Origin of the sequence: Nocardiopsis sp. NPDC049922, assembly GCF_040660275.1 — a bacterium.
Lineage (GTDB): Bacteria > Actinomycetota > Actinomycetes > Streptosporangiales > Streptosporangiaceae > Nocardiopsis.
Genome location: NZ_JBFAME010000005.1, coordinates 87,337 through 103,624, shown reverse-complemented (window position 1 = coordinate 103,624; position 16,288 = coordinate 87,337). Strand labels below are relative to the sequence as shown.

The window sequence follows — 16,288 nt, the reverse complement described above, 5'->3', positions numbered from 1 at the left end:
ATAGAAAGGGCGGATGACCCGATCTCATCCGCCCTCCTCCGCGCGCCCGACCACGCCGTCCGGCGAGGGCCTCCCAGGGCTGCGCGGACGGGGGTTCGCCCTGCTCATCGCGGCGACGGCGATCGGACTGTGCGGGTTCGCCGCCGTCCTCCCGCTCGTGCCGCTGTGGGCCACACGGGGCGGCGCGGGCGAGTTCGGCGCGGGCCTCACGACGGCGGCGTTCATGCTCACGACCGTCCTCACCCAGCTCCGCATGCCCTGGCTCCTGGACCACGTCGGCGGCTACCGATGGGCGTTCCCGGTCGGCTGCCTGGTCATGGGCCTGCCGACGCCGCTGTTCGCGGCCACGACCGATCTCGGCCCGCTCGTCGCCGTGTCGGCCGTGCGCGGTGTCGGGTTCGGGATGGTCACCGTCGCCGGAACCGCGCTGGCCGCCCGGTTGGCGCCCGCCGACCAGATGGGCCGGGCGACCGGCTACTACGGGCTGGCCGTCGGCGTGCCGCAGGTGCTCATCCTGCCCGGCGGGGTGGGGTTGGCGCTGCACCTGGGCTTCGACACGGCGTTCTGGCTCACCGGCCTGTGCTCGGTGGCGGGCGCCGTCCTGTCCGCGGGCGTCTGGTTCGCCGACGGCGGTCGCAACCGGCCCGCCCTGAGGGGCGCGGGCCGGGCGCGGCGACCGGGGGCCGCGGGGGCGCGCGTGCCGATGTCGGCGCTGGCGGCCCCGCTCGTGCTCATGCTGCTGACCGCCTCGGCCGCCGGCGCGCTCGTCACGTTCGTGGCGATCCCGCTGGAGGGTGTGGCGTGGCTGGCCGGGGGCGCACTGGCGCTCTACGCACTGGGCGTGGTGGTCGGCCGGTGGAGCGCCGGGAGCCTGCACGACCGCCTGCGGCGGAGCCTCCTGCTGCTGCCGGGGACGGGCGTCGCGGTCCTCGGGGCGGTCCTGACCGCCGCCGGTCTGTGGTGGCAGGGCGGAGGCCAACCGGGGGCCGGGGCGGCCGTCCTGGTGCTGAGCGGCGCGGCGGTGTTCGGCCTGGGGTTCGGGGCCGTCCAGAACGAGACGGTCACCCTCATGCTGAACCGCGCTGGCCCGGCCGGGTTCGGCCGGGCCAGCGCGGTGTGGAACATCGGCTACGACGGCGGCGCGGGCGCCGGGGCGATGGGCTTGGGCCTGGTCATCCAGCTGCTGGGCTACGGACCGGCGTTCGCGCTCACCGCCGTGGCGCTGGCGGCGGCCCTGCCGCTCGCCCGCGCCGGGGAGGCGTCCCGGGGTCCCTGAGCTAGTACGAGCTGATGTGCACGTGGTCGTAGTGGTTCTGGGTGTTGTCGCCCCGGTCGTTCATGAACACCCACTGGGGGTTGGACTGCTGCCAGATCCGCTGCCGCCAGATCACGTAGTCCACGCCCCACGCGACGGCGTTGTTGATCGCGTGCTGGGCGATCTGGTCGCCGAGGGCCTGGTTCTCCGCCGAGGGCATCGCACCGCCGGAGCTCATCATGAAGTCGCAGGCGCGGCCGTCGCCGTGGTCGTCCGCGGTGGGCCGCCAGCAGCCCACGGGGTAGGGCGCGCCGTAGGCCATGATGATGTTGTCGCGGATCGCGGCCATGCGGGGCGTGGTGGAGTCCCAGCCGCCGCCCCGGGCGCTGTCGGGGATGGTGCCGTTCCCCGGGGTCTCGGGGACCTGGGACTCCTCGTACTCCCGGATCCGCTCCTCGACCTCCTCGCGCTCCTCCTCCAGGGTCTCGACGAGCTCCTCGGCCTCGGCCAGCTCCTCGTTGAGCTCCGCGGTGACCTCCTCCTGCTCGCGGTGGGTCTCGACGAGGTCGGAGATCTGCGCCGCCTGGTTCTCGCTGAGGTAGGCGACGGTCGCGGCGTCGGTGAACATCCGCTCGGGCTCGCTGGAGAAGATGATCTGGAGGCTCGGAAGGAAGCCGTCGGTCTTGTACCGGGAGGAGGCGATGACGGACACGCCGCTCCGGGACGAGTCCAGGCGTTCCTCGATCTCGGCCAGGTCGTCCTCGGCCCGCTCGACGCGGTCCCGGATCTCGGTGAACTGGAGCAGTTCGCCCTGGTAGGACTCCTCCAGCTCCTCCGCCCGCTCCGTCAGCTCGTCGATGTCGACCTCGTCCGGCTCGGCCGCGGCGGTCGAGGGCAGGGCGACCACGAGCGCCGTGGCGAGCGCGGGGATGGTGAGGGCGGAGCGTCGGGCGCGCCGCGGGGTGGTCGGGGGAGAGGGTGTCATGGCTGCTCCGAGGGCGATCCACGCACGGCCCTTCGCACCGGCGGCGGTGCTGGGGGGCGCCGGGGGAGGGGGCGCACGGCGGATCTGACGAGATCTACATGCCTTGTGCGGTGACCCACGTGACTGTGGGGGAGTGTGCGGGGATGTGTCCGAAGATACCCGGAGCTGCGCACTGCGGCGGAAGCCCCCCGGCACGGCCGGGTTCGGTCAGCGCGCGCCGCCGAAGGCGCTGGGAAGGGCGTTCCCGGTGGGAGCGGCGGGGGCGGGCTCGGCCGGGAGGAACCAGGAGGAGCGGCGGATGTCACGCATCGCGCGCTTGCGGTGGTCCGCGTCCAGACGCTCGACGTAGAGCATGCCGTCCAGGTGGTCGGTCTCGTGCTGGAGGCAGCGGGCCATGAGCCCCGTGCCCTCGACGGTGACCGGCTCGTTGCGCAGGTCGACACCGGTGACGACGGCGTGCTGGGCGCGGCGGGTGGGGTACCAGAGCTCGGGGACGGACAGGCAGCCCTCCTCGCCGTCCTGCGCCTCGTCGGACAGCTCCGTGATCCGCGGGTTGATGACGTACCCGATCCGACCCTCGACGTTGTAGCTGAACACGCGCAGCCCGACACCGATCTGGGTGGCGGCGACCCCGGCGCGGCCGGGGGCGTCCACGGTGTCCAGCAGGTCTTGGACCAGGGCCTTCGTGTGCTGGTCGAACCGGGTGACGGGGGTGGTCCTGGTGACGAGGACGGGGTCGCCGAACCGGACGATGGGGCGCATGGTCATGCCCCTCAGGTTAGGACATGTTCCGCGGACCGGGTACGGGGCCTCAGGCCGCCAGACCGGGGCGCAGGGAGTCGTCCAGGACCATCTCGATGTAGTCCAGGGCGGCCCGGCGGCGGGCGAGCGCGCTCTCGTACAGCGACGGGGCCTGGGCCCCGCGGCGGACGCGCAGGCACTCGTTGACGATCCGCTGCCACCGCTCGGGGAAGGCGTGCAGCGCGTAGGCGCCCGCTCCGGACTTGGAGGTGATCTCGCCGGTCTTGAGCGTGAAGTGCAGACGGCTGACGCTGAGCACGCTCCAGGAGGGGGCCAGGGAGCCGAGCACGGCCAGGCCGCGCGGGGTCACCAGGCGTCCGGCCTTCTCCCGCCAGCGGCGCCACTGCTCGTCCAGCGAGCCCAGGGACCAGGTGCGCAGGCTCTCGGGTTCGTCCCACACGTCCAGTTCCAGGGGGTGCGGTCCGCGCATCGTGACGCCCCGGTCGGCGAGGATGTGCCAGGTGACGGGGTTGACGTCGGCGCTCGCCCGCTGCCGGAAGCGTCCGGCGATCACCGAGGCGACGGAGCCGCAGACGGCGGGGTCGCGGGTGAGGTCGTCCCAGGTGACGTGGATCCCGTTGAACTGGGGGCGGGGGACGTCGGCGCGGGTGAGCGCGTGGACGCGGCGCAGGAGGTCGAGGTCGCGCTGGCCCGGCGTGTGCGAGGTGACGATGACGAAGTCGACGTCGCTGGTGTGCGGACGGAAGTCGCCGAGGGCGACCGAACCGGTCAGATAGAGGCCTTCGACCAGGCCGGGGGCGGTCTGGTCCGCGTGTGCGAGGAAGGTCTGGGCCAGCGTCTGCACCCGAGGGTGGACGGCCATGCTCACTCCAGTCTGGATGGTTCGGCGGTTCGCGGGTCGCGTGCTGTCCGGATGGGGGAGCCGGGGACGCGGTGACCAGCAGGATTCCCGTGACGGGTGTGACGCGGGAACCCTCCGATCGTGGTCAAGTGTGGTTGGCCCGCCGGACGATGGCAAGTGATCACGCCGGACTCGCCCCCTGTCTCCCCACGTCAGGTGGTGTGCGGTCACAGGGGAGGAGGGGAGAGTGCACCCTTGACAGCAGCGCGTCGGGTGTGCAAGGGGCGTGGTCGCGGTCCTCGTGCGCGCGCGACCGGGGCCGGAGCCCGCCCGCCCCGGGCGTCGCGCCCTCCCGGGCGGCGTGTCCCCGCGTGGGGGAGGAAACGCGGTGCGTCGACCGGTCGCCGGTACGCACGGGAGACGCCCGCCGGTTCCGGCGCATGTGCACCTGCTCTGTGCATATGCATTGGAATTTCTTTGTCCCCGTTTTTCTCTGGAGAACTTTCGCGACGAATCGGTCACGCGGGTGGCGACATTCGGATGTGATCCCCCCACGTTCCCCGCGGTCCAATTCGTCCTGTTTCGGGAACCCCGTGGGCGTCGTGCCTGCGTGCGGCGGAGCGGACGGGCGGCGGAGCGGGAAGGACGCCGTGCGCGGGCGCAGTGCGGCCCACGCCACACCCTCCCGGATGTGGACACGGGTCGGTTTTTCGGTGATTGTTATGGTTCACTGAGAGAGCCTCTGGTGATAACCATCACAGCCATTGTCTGTTGTTTTCCTGTGCGTAACACGAGGGCACTCCCCCGAAACTGGGCCGCTTTACGCTCGCGGAGGACGGCAGATCTCCCTGCGATTCCCAAGGAGCCGTACATGGTCCCCACGATGGTCCTCGTAGCCGACGACGCGCGTGACGCCCACCGCCGGGAGGCCCTGTGCGGCCTCGCCGAGGCGGTCGCCGACCGGGGCGAGGTTCCCGTGGCCGCGGCCTTCGGCAGCCCCGACGAGGTCGCCGCCGCCATCCGGTCCGTCTCCGGGCCCAAGGTGGTCGTCCCCGCGTACGTCGCCGGCGGAGACGTGGCCAGCGCGCACCTGTTCTCGCGGCTCGACCTCGCCCACCTGGAGAACTCCTGCCACACCACTCCTCTGGGCGCGGTGCCCTCGATCGTCGCCGACCTCGCCGGGCGGCTCGCGGACTCCGGCTGGAGCCCCGACGACGGCGTGGTCCTGGCCGCCGACGGCACCACCGGCGGCGAGGAGCGCCAGGTGGTCATGGACGTGGCCCGCATGCTCAGCCGACGCCTCGCCTCCCCCGTCCAGGTCGGGTACCTGCGCACCTGGGCGCCCTCGGTCCTCGACGCCGTCGACCGACTTCGCCGCGACGGCCGCGAGCGTGTCGCGGTCGCCGCGTGGCGGCTGGTCGACGGACCCGACTTCGACCTCCTCCGGAGCCTGGACGTCACCGCCATCACCGCACCGCTGTGGCCGTCCGACCTGATCGTCGACACCCTGCTCGCCCAGCACCGCGCCGCGAAGGGGCGCCTGGCCTGACCGACCGTGCTCCGACCGTTATCTACGGCGCGTGGGTGGGTATGGGGCCAGAGGGCGGGAATTCCCCGCACCCCTCGAAGCCACATCCGTATCGCGCCGACCGGCACACGGCGCGAGGCGGGTCCGGGAACGGCCCCTCCCGAGGTCGCCACCTCCCCAGCCTCGGCGCGGACCTAAGGTGGATATATGAATGACGTCACAGCGCGGTTCGTCGACGAACGGCAACGTCGTCGTCTGGAACGGCGCTTCGGCGGTCATGTGACCGAGTGGCTCGCCGAACTCCCCGCCGTCGTGGAGAAGATCGCGACGGAGTGGCGGCTGACCGTGGAGGGCGCCGCACCGCACGGCCGTACCGCGGTCGTCGTCCAGGTCACGCTCCCCGACGGCCGCGACGGCGTCCTCAAACTCTGCCCGGACGCCGGTCTGGCGGTCTCCGAGGCGAACCTGCTGCGCATGTGGGAGCCCTCGCACCGGGTGCCCGAGGTGTGGGCCCTGGACCACGAACGCGGCGCCATCCTCATGGAGCGCGTCGAGGGGGACACCGTCGCCGAGACCGGCGTGGTCCCGCCGATGGTGACGATCGGCACCCTCGTCTCCCAGCTCCACGAGGTGGAGGTGCCCCGCTCCCAGCTGCTGGAACTGCGCCCCCTCGTGGCGCGCGTGCAGTTCATCTTCGACATGTGGACCCGGGAGCGCAACGAGGGCCCGGCGGCCAACGTCGTGTCCACGACCGCCATGCACCAGGGGTTCTGCCGCGCCCGTGCGCTGGCCATCGGCGAGGTCGACGTCGTCCCGCTGCACGGCGACCTGCACCCCGGCAACGTGCTCGACGGCGGCCCGCGCGGTCTGGTGGCCATCGACCCGCGCGCCTGCCTCGGGGACGCCGCGGTCGACGCGGTGGACTGGGCGGTGTGGAAGGCCACGAGCGTCGTCGAGGTGGAACGGCGGGTCGACGTCCTCTCCCACACCCTGGGCGTGGACGGCGACCGCATGATGGAGTGGGTGCGCGCGTTCGCGCCGTGCTTCGCGGTCGCCAAGGTCAACCGGGCGCAGGGACACACCGAGGAGTTCGCGACCGTCATGGACCTCGTCGAGGGCGGTCGGCGGCTGGCGCGGTCCCACCCCAGGTGAGCCGCGGCCGGACCGGTCTCAGCCGTCGGTCTCCGGCGTCTCGAACCGGTAGCCCCGACCGGCCTCGGTGATCAGGTAGCGCGGCCGCGCCGGGTCCGGCTCCAGCTTCCTGCGCAGCTGCGCCAGGTAGACCCGCAGGTAGTTGGTCTCGCTCTGGTACGCGGGACCCCACACGTCGTGCAGCAGCTGGCGCTGGCTGACCAGCTGCCGGGGGCGCCGGGTCAGGATCTCCAGGATGTGCCACTCGGTCGGGGTCAGCCGCACCTCCTCGCCGTCCCTGGTGACCCGCTTGGCGCCCAGGTCCACGGTGAAGTCCGGGGTGCGCACCACCGGCGCCTCCTCCACCGGGGCCGACCGCCGCTCCGCCGCCCGCATCCGGGCCAGCAGCTCGTCCATCCCGAACGGCTTGGTGACGTAGTCGTCCGCGCCCGAGTCCAGGCAGCGCACCTTCTCCCCGGCCGAGTGCCGCGCCGACAGCACGATGATCGGTACCTGCGACCACCCGCGCAGCCGCTGGATGACCTCCATGCCCTCCATGTCGGGCAGCCCGAGGTCCAGCAGCACCACGTCCGGGTGGCACTCGGCGGCCAGCCGCAGCGCCGAGGCGCCGTCGGGAGCGGTGTCCACGTCGTGCCCGCGCGCCCGCAGGTTGATGCGCATCGCGCGGATGATCTGCATGTCGTCGTCAACGACCAGGACCCGCATCGGCCCTCCTCTCGCCGTCCGTGTCCGCCGCCCTCAGGTCGAACACCATGGTCAGACCGCCGCCCGGGGTGTCCTCGGGCGAGAGCGTGCCGTGCATCGCCTCAACGAAACCACGGGCGACGGCCAGCCCGAGACCGACCCCCGTGCCCTGGGGCGCGTCCCCCAGGCGCTGGAAGGCCTCGAACATCCGCTGCTTCCCCTCGTCCGACACCCCCGGACCCCGGTCCACCACGCGCAACTGGACGCTCCCGCCGTGCGCGCTCGCCGCCACGAGGACCGGCACGCGGGGGTCGGGGTTGTGCCGCACCGCGTTCGACACCACGTTGGCCACCGCCCGTTCCAGCAGCCCCGCGTCGGCCCGGACCCGCGGCAGGCAGTCGGGGACGTCCACCCTGACCGCGTCGTGGGGGAGACCGATCAGGGTGGCCGAGACCACCTCCTCCAGTCCCACGGGCCGGATCTTGGGGCGCACGCTGTCGGTCTGCACCCGGCTCATGTCCAACAGGTTGTCGATCAGCCGGTTGAGTCGGTCCGCGGACTCCTCCACGGTCTCCATCAGGGCCTCGCGGTCCGTCGGGTCGAGCTCGATGTCGGTGGCCCGCAGGCTGGCCATGCTCGCCTTGATCGAGGTGAGCGGGGTGCGCAGATCGTGGGAGACGGCGGCGAGCAGCGCGGTGCGGATGCGGTTGCCCGCCACCTGGCCGCGCGCCTCGGCGGCGTCCCACTCCAACCGCTTGTGCTCCAGGGCGATGCCCAGGTGCGCGGCGAACGCCCACAGCACACTCCGGTCGGCGGCGGGCAGGACCCGGCCGCGCAGCGCGAGCGCGAGGGTGTCGGAGATCGACACGAGCACGTCCGCCTCCTCCGGGGACTCGCACGCCGGGGCGCCCACGCTGTGCACCGCGCGCCACCGGTCGTGCTCGACCCGCTCCAGCAGCGTCGCCGACCGCTGGCCGAAGGTCTTGCGGATCCTGCGCAGCAGCGCCTGGAGCGGCTCGTTCCCGGCCAGGACGCTCCCCGCGAGCAGGGCGACCGCGTCGGCCTCCGCACGCCCCCGGGCCGCCTGCGCCGACCTGCGCGCCGCCATCTCCACCACCACCGCGACCAGGGCGCCCACCAGGACGATCGCCGTCAGCGCCACGGCGTTGTCGAACGACACCGCCGGCCTGCCGTGGCTGGGCGAGAGCACCAGGGTGAGCAGGACCGCGCTCCACAACGCGGAGGCCAGCGCCGGCCACAGGCCGCCGACCGCCGCGGTGGCGACCGTGGTCAGCAGCAGGAACATCGCGTCCGAGGACAGGCTCACGCCCTGGAACGGCGGCAGCAGCAGGAACAGCGACATGAGGGCGGGCGCGGCCGCGGCCAGCACCCAGCCGGTCACCCTCCGGTGCTCGCCGACCCCGCGCCCGGGGGCGGGCAGCAGCCACATCCCGCTGCCCACCTGCTCGTGGGTGACGATGTGCACGTCGATGTCCCCGGAGTCGCGCGCCACGATCGCGCCCACGCCCGGACCGAACACGTACTGCCAGGAACGGCGGCGCGACGACCCCAGCACGATCTGGGTCGCGTGCACGCCCCGCGCGAACTCCAGCAGCCCCTTGGCCACGTCGGAGCTGATCACCTGGTGGTAGGTGCCGCCCAGCTCGGCCAACAGCTTGCGCTGCCGGACCAGGTCGTCGGTGAGCGGGCGGCCGATGGCGTCCGACTTCACCACGTGGACGGCCAGCAGGTGGCTGGGCTGGGGGTGGCCGCCCCGGGAGCGCGCCGCGACCCGCGCGGCACGGCGGATCAGGGTCTCGCCCTCGGGACCTCCGGTGAGCGCCACCACGACGCGTTCGCGCGCCTCCCAGGTGCTGCGGATCTCGTGCTCGCCCCGGTACCGGGCCAGCCCCTCCTCGACCCGGTCGGCGGTCCACAGCAGTGCCAGCTCGCGCAGGGCCGCGAGGTTGCCCTCGCGGTAGTAGGAGGCCATCGCGGCGTCCACGCGCTCGGCCGGGTGGATGTCGCCGTGCGCCATGCGGCGGCGCAGCTCCTGCGGGGTGACGTCGACGAGCTCGATCTCGGCCGCGCGGCGCACAACCTGGTCGGGGACGGTCTGCTCGGGCCGGACGCCGGTGATCTGCGTGACCACGTCGTTGAGCGACTCCAGGTGGTGGATGCCCACGGTGGTCACGACGTCGATCCCCGCGTCGAGCAGCTCCTCCACGTCCTGCCAGCGCGAGTCGTGCGGCGCGTGCGGACCGTTGGCGTGGGCGAGGTCGTCGACCAGTGCCAGCTCCGGGGCGCGCGCGACGACGGCGGCGGTGTCGACCGCGCCGGACGGATGCTGGGGCACCACCTCCAAGCCCGTCAGCAGCGCGGACGTGCGCTGGCGGCGGTGGGTGTGGGCCGCGGCGACGATCACGTCGGTGCCGTCCTCGGCCCGGCGGCGCACCTCGGCCAGGGCGTTGTGGGTCGTGCCCACACCGGGCGCCGACCCCAGGTAGATACGGAGCTTTCCTCGTGCCACACCTCCATTGTCACGCTCGCGGGCAAGGAACGCGTACCGGCGGTCACCGCACGCGGCCCCGGCGTCGTCCGCCGGGGCCGTCGCCGCCTATGACGGGTCGGGGATCAGCTTGCCCGGGTTGAGCACGCCCTCGGGGTCCAGCGCGGCCTTGACCGCGCGGAGCATGTCCCCGCCCAGCGGGCCGATCTCCGCCGCCATCCACGGCCGGTGGTCGGTGCCCACCGCGTGGTGGTGGGTGATCGTCCCGCCGTGGGCCACGATCGCGTCCGAGGCGGCCCGCTTGGCGCGGTCCCACCGTTCGAGCGGCGCCGCCCCCGCCGCCGTGGCGACCGTGAAGTACAGCGACGCGCCGGTCGGGTAGGTGTGCGACACGTGGCACATGACCACCGCGCCGCCCTCGTCGCCGTCCAGCGCCCCGGTCAGCGCGCCCGCGACCGCCTCGTACAGCGGCAGCAGGTCGCTCCAGGCCGCCGCGGTCTCCAGGGTCTCGGCGAGGAACCCCGACGACAGCAGCGTGTCGCGCAGGTACGGGGCCGAGAAGCGGTTCTCCCGCCAGTGCGCCACCGGGTCCGCGCCGAGCGGCGTGCCGCCCGCCGCCGTCAGCACCTCCCGGACCGCGGCCGACCGCCCGGCCACGTCCGCCTCGGAGCCCTCGAAGCCCAGGACCGCCTGGCAGCCCGGCGTCGCCTCCCGGCCGCCCAGAGCGGCGCCCACGAACGTCTCCGACTCGTCCAGCACCCGCGCCATGGTCGGGCGCGCGTCCGACTGCGCGAGCGTGCGCAGCGCGGCCACACCCGTGGCGAAGTCGGGGAAGGACCACGCCTCGTCGAGCACCGTCGCCGGGCGCGGACGCACGCGCAGACCGACCTCGGTGATCACGCCGAGGACGCCCTCCGACCCGAGCAGGAGCCGCCGCAGATCCGGCCCGGCCGCCGAGGCGGGCGGGCCGCCCAGCTCCAGCGTTCCGCGCGGCGTGGCCACCCGGAGCGACACCACCATGTCCTCGAACCGTCCGTATCCGGAGGACGCCTGGCCGCTGGAGCGCGTCGCCGCGTAGCCGCCGATGGTCGCGTACTCGTAGCTCTGCGGCATGTGCCCGAGCGTGAACCCGTGCTCGCCGAGCAGGGCCTCGGCGTGCGGGGTGCGCACCCCCGCGCCCAGGACCGCCGTGGCGGAGACGCGGTCGAGCGACACCAGGCGGTCGAGTCGGCGCAGGTCCAGGGCGACCACCGCCGGGAACTCTCCGCGCAGGGGGGTCACCCCGCCCACGACGCTGGTGCCGCCGCCGAAGGGCACCACCGCCACCCGCGCGTCGGAGCACACCCGGAGCAGGCGCTCCACCTCGTCGTGGTCGGCCGGGTGGACGACCGCGTCGGGGGCGGGGTCGGCGGAGCCGGAGCGGCGGCGCAGCAGGTCGGGCGTGCTCTTCCCACCGACGTGGCGCAGGCGCACGGCGTCGTCGACGCGCACGTGGTCGGCCCCGACGACCTCGGCGAGGGCGTCGCGCACCGTGGCGTCCAGTCGGGAGGCGGGCAGCGCGACCTCGTCCTCGGGGACGGGGGGAAGGTTCCTGGGTTCGGTGCGCAGCACCTGGGCGACCAGGTCGCGCAGCGCGGGGTCGAGGCTCTTCGCCTTGGCCGGGTCGCCCCAGCCGAACCAGCTCATCTCGGGGGCGGTCGCGGATCCGGAGGTCGATCCGGTGGGAGGGTTCTCGTCAGTCATGCTCTACAGTTTTACACATGGCGTCAAAACGTAACGTAGAGGACGAGATCCTGGACGCGGCCCTGGCCTGTGTCGAGGCCTTCGGGGTGCGCCGCACCACCCTGACCGACGTGGCCCGCCGCGCCGGGGTCAGCCGCCCCACCGTCTACCGCAGGTGGCCCGACGTGACGGCCCTGGTCGCGGACCTGCTCACCCGCGAACTGCGCCGGATCCTGCTCGCCGAGGAGACGGCCGCCGAACAGGACCTGGCGGGGGAGAGCGTGCGCACGCGCCTGGTCCGCCACGCCGCCGGGGTCGCGCGCGCCATGCTCGACCACCCGCTGTTCACCCGCGTGGTGGACACCGAGCCGGAACTCCTGGCCACGTACACGTTCCACCGGCTCGGCACCAGCCACCACGCCGCCCTGGACGCGCTGGAACCCGTCGTGGCCGAGGGCCAGCGCGACGGGTCGGTCCGCCCGGGCGACCCCGCGGTCCTCGCCCGGCTCGTCCTCGTCACCGTGCAGAACACCGTCACCTCCCGCCGCCTGGTCGCGGACGTGACCGACGAGGCGGGGCTCGTCACCGAGCTGACCCGCCTCCTGGACGGCTACCTCGCCCCCTGACCGGGCCACCCGCCCCACCTCCCACACCCCAGGAAGGACCGCCCCATGCGCCCCACCGTTCCCGCGTCCTCGTCCCTGAACTCCGCCCGCCGCGCCGCCGACCTCGCCGACCTCGGCGCCCACCCACGCGTGGACGTCCTGGTCGTCGGTGGGGGCGTGACCGGTGCGGGGGTCGCGCTCGACGCGGCCTCCCGCGGCCTGTCCACCGTCCTCGTCGAACGCGACGACCTCGCCTTCGGCACCAGCCGGTGGAGCTCCAAGCTCGTCCACGGCGGCCTGCGCTACCTCGCCCGGGGGCAGGTGGGCATCGCCTACGAGAGCGCCCGCGAGCGCGACGTCCTCATGCGCGTCACCGCTCCGCACCTCGTCCGCCCCCTGCCCATGGTCGTTCCGGTGCACCGGGGAGCGGGGCTGGTCAAGCCACTGCTCGTCCGCGGCGGCATGGGCATGGGCGACGCCCTGCGCGTCCTGGCGGGCACCCCCAGGGGCGTCCTCCCCGGCCCCCGGCTGCTCACCGCCCGCCAGACCCTGCGTCTGCTGCCCGGCGTCCGGCCCGAGGGACTGCGCGGAGGCATCCTGTCCTTCGACGGCCAACTGGTCGACGACGCCCGCCTCGTGGTCGCCCTCGCCCGCACGGCCGCGCGCGAGGGCGCCCGTGTCATCACACGCTGCTCGGCCGAGACCGTGACCGCCGACGGGGTGTGGCTGCGGGACGAGGTCACGGGCCAGACCCTCGCCCTGCGCCCCCGGGCCGTGGTCAACGCGACCGGGGTGCACGCCGGGGAACTCGACCCGTCCGTGCGGCTGAGCCCCAGCCGGGGCAGCCACCTCGTCCTGGACGGCGCGGCGCTCGGTCACCCCCGGGCCGCGCTCACCGTGCCGGTCCTGGGCAGCGTCAACCGGTTCGTGTTCGCGCTCCCGCAGGCCGACGGGCGGGTGTTCGCGGGGCTGACCGACGAACCCGTGGACGGGCCCGCCCCGCGCGTGCCCGAGGTCCCCGACACCGACGTCGACTTCCTGCTCGCCCAGCTCAACCAGGCCCTGCGCACGCGGATCGGCCGCGAACACGTGCTGGGCGCCTTCGCCGGGCTGCGCCCCCTCCTCCACGCGGACGGCGCCAGCTCCGACCTGTCCCGCGAACACTCCGTCACCGTCGCGCCGACCGGCGCGGTCACCGTGGTCGGCGGCAAGCTCACCACCTACCGGGCGATGGCCGAGGAGGCCGTGGACACCGCCGTGCGCGCCCGCGGCCTGACCGCGGGTCCGTGCCGCACCCGCACGCTGCCGCTGGTCGGCGCCGCCTCCCCGGAGGAGCTCGACGCCCTGGACGTCCCGCGCCGGCTCGTGCGCCGGTACGGGACCGAGGCCGCCGACGTCGTCGCGGAGGCCGGGGGCGACCCCGCGCTGCTCGCACCGGTGGCGTGCGGGGTCACCGGGGCCGAGCTGCGCTTCGGCGTCCGGCACGAGGGGGCCCTGGACGTGGACGACCTGCTGGACCGGCGTACGCGGATCGGTCTGGTCCCGGGCGACCGGGCCGCCGCCGACGCCGCGGCCCGGGCGGCACTCGCGGCGCTCGCCACCGGGTAGCCCTCCGGGGCTCTCGGCGCCGGACCGGTTTCGCGGAACGCGCCACACCGACATCCCCTGTCCCACAGGGCGTCGATCGCGTATGGTCGTAGCCGGTCCGGCCCGCCGCCTCCCTCACGGCGCCGGACGCTCCCAAGCCTCCCCCTGTCACGGTTCGCCCGCCCACTGAGCCGCCCCGCCGAAGGAGTCACCCATGCCCACGCTCGTTTCCGTGCCCGCGCTCGCCGAGGACGACGACGCCGTCCTGGCGGGCGTACCGGACGAGTACCGGCACTACTTCAACGGACGGCCTCCCGTGCCCTTCACCAAACGGCACTGGGAGTTCCCCGGAGAGCCCAGGAGCGTGCCCCTGTGCCGGGCCTTCCTCGACACCTGCGCCGCCAGCCGCGACGGCGACTTCCGGTACGTGTTCTCGCTGCTGGGGACGGAGCTGGCGACCAACGCCCTGCGGCACAGCCGGTCGGGCGAGGAGGGGCAGACCTTCGTGCTCAAGGTGACCCGGGGAGCCAAGGGGCTGACGCTGGTCTGCCGGGACAACGGCAGGCCCGTCCGGGCGCTCCCGGACGGCGGCCGGGCACTGGCCCCCGTGCCGATGGAGGGCGACCGCCTGACGGCGGAGAGCGGTCGGGGGCTCGCCCTGGTCGACAGCTTCGCCACCACCTGGGGGGACAACGGGCACCCCAGCATCCGCAAGGTGTGGTTCCACCTGGCCTACGACATGACCGGCAGCTCCTGGCCCGCCGCCTGACCGGAGCCGCCTACCGCCCGTCGAGGTAGGCGAGGACCGCGCGGACCCGGCGGTGTCCGGCGCCGGACGGCGCCAGCCCCAGCTTCGCGAAGACGTTCCCGATGTGCTTGTGCACGGCGTTGTCGGTCACGACCAGGCGCTGGGCGATCTCTCCGTTGCCCAGCCCCTCGGCCATGAGCGCCAGGACCTCGCGCTCGCGCGGGGTGAGCGATTCGAGCGGGTCGCGCGGCCGCGGGGCCAGGAGCTGCTGGACGACGGCCGGGTCCATGACCGTGCCGCCGTCCGCCACCCGGTGCAGGGCGTCGACGAACTCGCTCACCCGGCCCACCCGGTCCTTGAGCAGGTACCCGACCCCGCCCCGGCCGTCCGCGAGCAGCTCACCGGCGTAGTCGCGCTCCACGTACTGCGACAGCACCAGGACGGGCAGCGCCTCGAGCGTGCGCCGCGCCTCGATGGCGGCGCGCACGCCCTCGTCGCGGAAGTCCGGCGGCAGCCGCACGTCCACGACGGCCAGGTCGGGGCGGTGCCGGACGACGGCCGCGGCGAAGGCGTCGGCGTCGGCGGCGACCTCGACCACCTCGAAGCCGCGCGTGGACAGCAGCAGTTCCAGACCGGCCGACAGCAGGACGTTGTCCTCGGCGATCACGACGCGCACGGCAGCTCCACCTCGATCTCGGTCGGTCCGCCCATCGGGCTGGTCACCCGCACCCGGCCGTCGAGCGCGGCCACCCGGTGCCGGATCCCGGTCACGCCCGTGCCCCGCTCCTCGTCCACGCCGCCCGAGCCGTCGTCGCGCACCGCGACCCGGAGCGCGCGGTCGTCGCGGGACAGGCGCACCGTGATCGACTCCGCGCCGGAGTGGCGGACCGCGTTGGCGACCGCCTCCGTCACCACGTAGTAGGCGGCGGTCTCCACGGCGACCGGGAGCGTCCCCAGCGCCTCGGCGTCCAACCGGGTGGGGACGGTGGTGCGGGCCACGAGGGCGGCCAGCGCCCCGTCCAGCCCCCGGTCGGCGAGGATCGGCGGGTAGATCCCGCGGATCACGTCGCGCAGTTCCGCCATCGCCTCCTCCGTCCCCCGGTGGGCGTCGCGCAGGAGCGCGGCGACGGCGGGGTCGGACTCCGCCGCCTCCAGGGCCTCCCGGGCGACACCGAGCTGCATCGCGATGGCGACCAGTCGCGCCTGGGTGCCGTCGTGCAGATCCCGTTCGATCCGCCGGAGCTCGGCCCCGTGCGCGTCGACCACCCCGGCACGGGTCCGGCTCAGCTCCGCCACCCGCGCGGAGAGGACCTCGTTCTCGGAGGGGGTCAGCAGGCGGACGCTCAGCCGGGCGTGCAGCCGCGCCAGGGGCGGCAGCGCCCAGCCGGCGAGGACGACGGCGACCAGCAGGTTCTCCGCCACACTGACCAGGGCCGTGCCCCACCCCTCGACGGGCAGTCCGTACAGCGTCGGCGCGTATCCCTCGGGGTGCAGCCACCAGAACAGCGACTGCGCCCCCGCCAGCACGGAGACGGTCGCGAACACCGCGACCAACCCGGTGCCCAGGCCGGAGAGGGTGAACAGGGGCATCCACGTCAGGAGTCGCCGCGTGGTCCGGGACCGCGGCAGCGACCTGATGTCGTGCACGGGGGTGAGAGCGGCCTCCGGAACCGGGACGCCCAGGTGCGACGCCGCGTACGCCAGATGCGCGCGGGCCCACGCGCCCAGTGCCCGGAACCACCGGGGGAGCAGGACGAGCCCGATCCCGCCCGCGGCCACGGTCAGCGCCACGGCCAGGGTGAGGGGGAGCAGCACCATCGTGGCCAGCGCGGACGCGAAGGCCACCAGCAGGTACGCGTCCGCCCGCCAGGCCCTCTCCCAGAGGTCCTTCATCTCGTGGCCCTTCCCGT

Annotated in this window: 14 protein-coding genes; 6 read left to right on the top strand and 8 right to left on the bottom strand. The window is 74.1% G+C overall.

The features are described 5' to 3' along the window. Positions 1–13: 13 nt before the first annotated feature. Positions 14–1,276, top strand: coding sequence for an MFS transporter (locus tag AB0I72_RS11530; RefSeq protein ID WP_358565954.1), 1,263 nt, complete (start codon positions 14–16; stop codon positions 1,274–1,276). A 1-nt stretch (position 1,277) separates the two neighbouring features. On the opposite strand, the gene AB0I72_RS11525 is transcribed toward AB0I72_RS11530, so the two are convergent. The 3 genes from AB0I72_RS11525 to AB0I72_RS11515 form a co-directional block, all read right to left on the bottom strand. After that, positions 1,278–2,240 carry a hypothetical protein gene (locus tag AB0I72_RS11525; RefSeq protein WP_358565951.1) on the bottom strand — a complete coding sequence of 321 codons (963 nt, stop codon included), beginning with the start codon at positions 2,238–2,240 and terminating at the stop codon, positions 1,278–1,280. A gap of 207 nt (positions 2,241–2,447) precedes the next feature. Beyond that, complete coding sequence (gene def, locus AB0I72_RS11520) at positions 2,448–3,008, bottom strand: peptide deformylase (RefSeq protein WP_358565948.1); 561 nt, start codon at positions 3,006–3,008, stop codon at positions 2,448–2,450. Between the two features lie 43 nt (positions 3,009–3,051). Next, the gene (locus AB0I72_RS11515; protein WP_358565945.1) at positions 3,052–3,864 is read right to left on the bottom strand and encodes an aminoglycoside adenylyltransferase domain-containing protein; all 813 of its coding nucleotides are present in this window, start codon (positions 3,862–3,864) and stop codon (positions 3,052–3,054) included. Positions 3,865–4,714: 850 nt separating this feature from the next. Here AB0I72_RS11515 and AB0I72_RS11510 point away from each other — a divergent pair. Together AB0I72_RS11510 and AB0I72_RS11505 are read left to right on the top strand one after the other, a co-directional pair. Continuing rightward, positions 4,715–5,392 (top strand): CbiX/SirB N-terminal domain-containing protein, encoded by a 678-nt coding sequence (locus tag AB0I72_RS11510; protein WP_358565942.1) that lies wholly within the window; start codon positions 4,715–4,717, stop codon positions 5,390–5,392. Positions 5,393–5,578: 186 nt separating this feature from the next. Beyond that, entirely contained in the window at positions 5,579–6,523 is a 945-nt protein-coding gene (locus AB0I72_RS11505; protein WP_358565939.1) for an aminoglycoside phosphotransferase family protein, read from the top strand. Between the two features lie 18 nt (positions 6,524–6,541). Here the strand turns inward: AB0I72_RS11505 and AB0I72_RS11500 are convergent, their stop codons facing one another. The 3 genes from AB0I72_RS11500 to AB0I72_RS11490 all read right to left on the bottom strand — a co-directional run bounded on the left by AB0I72_RS11500 (position 6,542) and on the right by AB0I72_RS11490 (position 11,459). Continuing rightward, on the bottom strand, positions 6,542–7,228 hold the full coding sequence (locus AB0I72_RS11500; protein WP_358565936.1) for a response regulator transcription factor: 687 nt from the start codon (positions 7,226–7,228) through the stop codon (positions 6,542–6,544). Continuing rightward, positions 7,209–9,737: an ATP-binding protein gene (locus AB0I72_RS11495; protein ID WP_358565933.1), complete on the bottom strand. Its 2,529-nt coding sequence runs from the start codon at positions 9,735–9,737 to the stop codon at positions 7,209–7,211. The genes AB0I72_RS11500 and AB0I72_RS11495 overlap by 20 nt, the downstream gene beginning before the upstream one ends. Positions 9,738–9,824: 87 nt before the next feature. Then, on the bottom strand, positions 9,825–11,459 hold the full coding sequence (locus AB0I72_RS11490; RefSeq protein ID WP_358565930.1) for an FAD-binding oxidoreductase: 1,635 nt from the start codon (positions 11,457–11,459) through the stop codon (positions 9,825–9,827). Between the two features lie 17 nt (positions 11,460–11,476). Here AB0I72_RS11490 and AB0I72_RS11485 point away from each other — a divergent pair, with 17 nt between their 5' ends. The 3 genes from AB0I72_RS11485 (at position 11,477) to AB0I72_RS11475 (ending at position 14,399) form a co-directional block, all read left to right on the top strand. Beyond that, a complete protein-coding gene (locus AB0I72_RS11485; RefSeq protein WP_358565927.1) occupies positions 11,477–12,064 on the top strand; it encodes a helix-turn-helix domain-containing protein in 588 nt (195 codons plus the stop codon). A 45-nt stretch (positions 12,065–12,109) separates the two neighbouring features. Continuing rightward, positions 12,110–13,651 (top strand): glycerol-3-phosphate dehydrogenase/oxidase, encoded by a 1,542-nt coding sequence (locus AB0I72_RS11480; protein ID WP_358565924.1) that lies wholly within the window; start codon positions 12,110–12,112, stop codon positions 13,649–13,651. Between the two features lie 193 nt (positions 13,652–13,844). Further along, positions 13,845–14,399 (top strand): ATP-binding protein, encoded by a 555-nt coding sequence (locus AB0I72_RS11475; protein ID WP_358565921.1) that lies wholly within the window; start codon positions 13,845–13,847, stop codon positions 14,397–14,399. 10 nt (positions 14,400–14,409) lie between these two features. Here the strand turns inward: AB0I72_RS11475 and AB0I72_RS11470 are convergent, their stop codons facing one another. Then, on the bottom strand, positions 14,410–15,054 hold the full coding sequence (locus AB0I72_RS11470) for a response regulator transcription factor (RefSeq protein ID WP_358565918.1): 645 nt from the start codon (positions 15,052–15,054) through the stop codon (positions 14,410–14,412). Then, complete coding sequence (locus AB0I72_RS11465) at positions 15,042–16,271, bottom strand: histidine kinase (protein WP_358565915.1); 1,230 nt, start codon at positions 16,269–16,271, stop codon at positions 15,042–15,044. The genes AB0I72_RS11470 and AB0I72_RS11465 overlap by 13 nt, the downstream gene beginning before the upstream one ends. Between the last annotated feature and the right edge of the window lie 17 nt (positions 16,272–16,288).